Genomic DNA, 2,713 nt, shown 5'->3' on the forward strand with positions numbered 1-2,713 from the left:
CCGGCTGGGGTGGTGGATGGGGCTGGGGCGGATGGGGCCTGGGCATGGCTACCGGTGCGTGATCGGAACAGCCGTGGGCTCCTATTATGCAAGCCCGTATTACAACGGAGGTTATGCCTATACAGGGGGATATGTTGCTCAGCCCTACGTGGCTGCGCCTTATACCTATGCCTGTGGCGGATATGCAGGTTGTGCTCCCGCTGAAGGGTACGCTTACCCCTCCCCTTATCCGGCCGACCCGGATCCGAATGGCTACTGAATGAAAAAGGCGGGTCAGACCCGCCTTTTTATTATGGACAGTCCGGTTCGTTCAGCGACCGCGTCCACGTCCGAATATAAAACTCACGACGAAGAGGACGAGGAAGATAAAGAAAAGAATCTTGCCGATCGATGCAAAATCTGCCGAGATGCCACCAAAGCCCAGAAGCCCGGCCAGAAGGGCAAGGACAAGAAAGACGATTGTCCAGCGAAGAAGGTCCATGGCGATATACTCCGTCATAGGAACATAACATAATCGTCATGATCCGGCTCTGCGACGTGAACGGGTCAGAGCTGAAACGGTTTGTTCTGTTACGTCAGGGCCTTGTCTTTTAATGCGGAAAGACGTTTCTGGGCAGGCGCTCGCAGGCAGGGCGGAACAGCTGTCACCGGGGCCGATGCAGCAGGAGAGGATCCCATGAACGCATTTCGATCTCTCTATCGACATGGTTTTGCCCGCGTGGCGGCCTGTACCGTACCCGTGCAACTTGCCGATCCACGCCATAATCTCCAGCAGATCATTGCTCTTGCCGGGGAAGCATCCGCAGCGGGAGCAGCACTGGCTGTCTTTCCGGAACTATGCCTGTCTGGCTATGCGATTGATGATCTAAGACAGCAGGATGCCCTGCTTGACGGTGTACAGAACTGCCTGATCCAGCTTCAGGCGGAGACCCGCGCATGGAAAACGGTTATTGTCGTCGGCGCCCCTATCGTACAAAGAGGACGCCTGTTCAACTGCGCGGTCGTACTTCATCAGGGCGCCATTCTGGGAATCGTCCCCAAATCCTACCTACCGAATTATCGTGAATTCTACGACTCACGGCATTTCACGACAGGTATCGATATTGCGAACGAAACGCTCAGAATCGGCAGCCAGAACATTCCCTTTGGCACCGATCTGATATTTGAGTCCCTGGATCTGCCCGATTTTATTTTCGGTATCGAGATCTGCGAGGACCTCTGGGTTCCCAATCCGCCCAGCACAGCACTTGCACTGGCCGGCGCGACGGTGATCGGCAATCCATCAGCCAGCACAATCACCATCGGCAAGTCCGAAGATCGTCACCTTCTGTGTCGAGCCCAGTCTCAGCGAGCGCTTTGTGCCTATGTCTATGCCGCAGCCGGCGCAGGCGAATCCACTACGGATGTTGCATGGGACGGTCAGGTATCGATCTATGAAGCCGGGCGCCTTCTGGGAGAATCAACGCGCTTTCCGAAAACAGCGCAAATGACGCTGGCCGATATCGATCTGGATCTGGTCCGTCAGGAACGGATGCGCATGGGCAGTTTCCATGACTGCGCACGTGCTCACGATCATGGTGCATGGCGACGCATCGGCTTCACGCTCTCCCCCGTGGAAGCCGATATCGGCTTTCATCGTGTCGTGGCTCGCTTTCCGTTCGTACCGGAAAATCCTGACCGTCTGGATCAGGATTGTTATGAAGCCTGGACCATCCAGGTACGCGCACTCACGCAAAGACTCCAGTCGAGTGGCGTTGAACGCTGTGTCATCGGCGTTTCCGGTGGCCTCGATTCTACCTAGCCCTTCTGGTGGCTGCACGTGCTGCAGATGAGCTGGGCTGGAAACGTGACCGGGTCGACGCCTATACCATGCCGGGGTTTGCAACCGGCGATGCAAGTCTTGGCCTCGCCCATGACCTCATGAATGCACTGGGTGTTGCCTCCCACGAGCTCGACATCAAGCCTACCGCCATGCAGATGCTGGAGACTATCGGCCACCCCTTTGCATCCGGCGCCCCGGTTCACGATGTCACATTCGAAAACGTGCAGGCCGGACTTCGAACCGATTTCCTTTTCCGCCTCGCCAACCAACGCAACGGGATTGTGATCGGCACGGGAGATCTGTCAGAGCTTGCCCTGGGCTGGTGCACCTATGGGGTAGGCGATCAGATGTCGCATTACAATGTCAATGCCGGCATGCCCAAAACCCTCATCCAGCATCTCATTCGCTGGCTGGCGCGCAAAGAGACCCTCGGAACAGAAATCGCCCCGGTACTGGAGAAAATCGTCTCGGCGGAAATCACGCCTGAGCTCGTCCCCGCAGGTTCTGAGGGGGTGCAGAAGACAGAGGAAAAGATCGGTCCTTATGCTCTGCAGGATTTCACACTCTATTATGTATTACGCTACGGATTTCGTCCCAGCAAAATCCTCTTTCTGGCGCTCCGTGCCTGGGAAGACAGGAATGGCGGCATCTGGCCAGCCCATTTCCCTGAAGACCGTCAACGCGCCTATGATGCAACCGAGATCAGACATTGGCTGACCGTGTTTCTACAACGCTTTTTCGGCTTCAGCCAATTTAAACGCTCGGCACTGCCCAATGGACCCAAACTCTCGTCAGGCGGAAGTCTCTCCCCTCGGGGGGAATGGCGTGCTCCTTCCGATGGAACCCCCGCTGCCTGGCTCGATGAACTGGAAAAAGCGACTCTCTAGGGCT

Annotated in this window: 1 protein-coding gene and 2 pseudogenes; 2 read left to right on the top strand and 1 reads right to left on the bottom strand. The window is 56.5% G+C overall.

Annotation, left to right across the window (positions count from 1 at the left end; all coding sequences use genetic code 11):
* Positions 1–259 (top strand): annotated as a pseudogene (locus JCM25354_RS21490) (hypothetical protein); the annotation flags it as partial.
* A 51-nt stretch (positions 260–310) separates the two neighbouring features.
* Here JCM25354_RS21490 and JCM25354_RS15355 read toward each other — a convergent pair.
* On the bottom strand, positions 311–481 hold the full coding sequence (locus JCM25354_RS15355; protein ID WP_025886732.1) for a DUF1328 domain-containing protein: 171 nt from the start codon (positions 479–481) through the stop codon (positions 311–313).
* 195 nt (positions 482–676) lie between these two features.
* On the opposite strand from JCM25354_RS15355, the pseudogene JCM25354_RS19535 reads away from it, so the two are divergent.
* Positions 677–2,709: pseudogene (locus JCM25354_RS19535) on the top strand (NAD(+) synthase).
* The last annotated feature ends 4 nt before the right edge of the window (positions 2,710–2,713 follow it).

This window comes from Asaia prunellae JCM 25354, from assembly GCF_000613885.1.
GTDB lineage: Bacteria > Pseudomonadota > Alphaproteobacteria > Acetobacterales > Acetobacteraceae > Asaia > Asaia prunellae.

Coding starts and splice junctions, on each gene's coding strand:
- JCM25354_RS15355 (WP_025886732.1), bottom strand. CDS start 481: ATGGACCTTCTTCGCTGGACAATCGTCTTTCTTGTCCTTGCCCTTCTG.